General features: G+C 56.1%; 1 protein-coding gene. It reads left to right on the top strand.

The annotated features are described in order from the left end of the window. Nucleotides 1-22: 22 nt before the first annotated feature. Nucleotides 23-246, top strand: a 224-nt coding sequence (locus SB765_RS32580; protein ID WP_410932886.1) for a glycosyltransferase N-terminal domain-containing protein, incomplete at its 3' end; no start/stop codon positions are given.

Below are 246 nucleotides of genomic sequence, written 5' to 3'. Positions count from 1 at the left end.
CGAATTTGCTGTAACGGTAACTATGACGACCTTTTACACCGCATTGCTCTACTTAATTCAGCCACTGATTTGGCTGCGCCTGTGGCTGCGCGGTCGTAAAGCGCCTGCCTATCGCAAACGCTGGGCAGAACGCTATGGCTATTGTGTCGGCAAAGTTAAGCCCGACGGCATTGTGCTGCACTCGGTCTCTGTGGGTGAAACCCTGGCCGCGATCCCGCTGGTGCGTGCTCTGCGTCATCGTTACCC

The organism is Pseudomonas sp. SIMBA_067, from assembly GCF_046534675.1.
Lineage (GTDB): Bacteria > Pseudomonadota > Gammaproteobacteria > Pseudomonadales > Pseudomonadaceae > Aquipseudomonas > Aquipseudomonas putida.
Note: the sequence above shows the minus strand (reverse complement) of the source record. Positions and strands in the feature narration are given on the sequence as shown.